Source organism: Oleiphilus sp. HI0128 (assembly GCF_001635365.1).
The window spans coordinates 1-859 of record NZ_LWGG01001586.1 but is presented as its reverse complement, the minus strand read 5'-3'; the positions used below and the strand labels follow the sequence as shown (position 1 = coordinate 859).

The window sequence follows — 859 nt, the reverse complement described above, 5'->3', positions numbered from 1 at the left end:
TAGATCAAGGACACTTGTGCGGAAATATAAAATATGCAGAAGCGTTGTGCATAATTGCACACAGAGTAAATTGGGGTGCGCGCTCTTATTCTAGAAACAAGAGAGTTTTATATCATAGCGAGTATGGAAACTAGTTATGAGAAGATAATAAACGGCGTAGCGATAATTAATAGCAGAATTAACAGCAACAGCGAGTTAAAAACAAACTGAAGCCTTTTATAAAGCGGGCGATTCCGCTTTTTAAAGGCCTTCGACCATTCAAGAAAAGGTGTAACAGTGCTGAATAGGCGGTTAAAAAAACCTTGGCGATCTATCGATGTATTAGGCACTAAAGTTGCGCGTGCCAAGAGCTTGTATACCCAGTTAATCCCTCGACCAAATATATTCATTGGACGCTCAACATCAAACATTAGAATCAGTCGATAGTCTTCGGTATTGTTGTTCACATAGTGAATATAAGTTTCATCAAAACAAAATGCCTCACCATCCCTCCAAGAATAGCTTTTGCCATCAATATTGATAAAACAGGCATCTGAGTTAGGTGTAGATAGCCCAAGCTGATACCGGTATGAGCAGGCAATGGGATCGCAGTGGCGAGTCAACTCTGAGCCTGGAGGCAACAAAGTAAACATTGCACCGTTTACTGAAGGAATGTTTTTTAGCAGCTCAACTGTATTAGGGCATAGCTTCTTTGCAGATTCATGCGTGTAACCATACCAGTTGACATAGAATTTACTCCAACCATGCTTATAGAAGGTTCTAAAGCCAACATCATAGTACGATGCAGAGCCTTCTTTGGTTGTCTTCTCAAAGTAACCCTGCTCTCTAAGACTCTCCGCCTCTTCACGCACGAGTTCCC

The 859-nt window shown here is 41.3% G+C and carries 1 protein-coding gene; it reads right to left on the bottom strand.

Annotation, left to right across the window (positions count from 1 at the left end):
- Positions 1 to 134: 134 nt before the first annotated feature.
- A partial coding sequence (locus tag A3763_RS26020) for an aspartyl/asparaginyl beta-hydroxylase domain-containing protein (RefSeq protein WP_068760735.1) occupies positions 135 to 859 on the bottom strand: 725 nt, incomplete at its 5' end.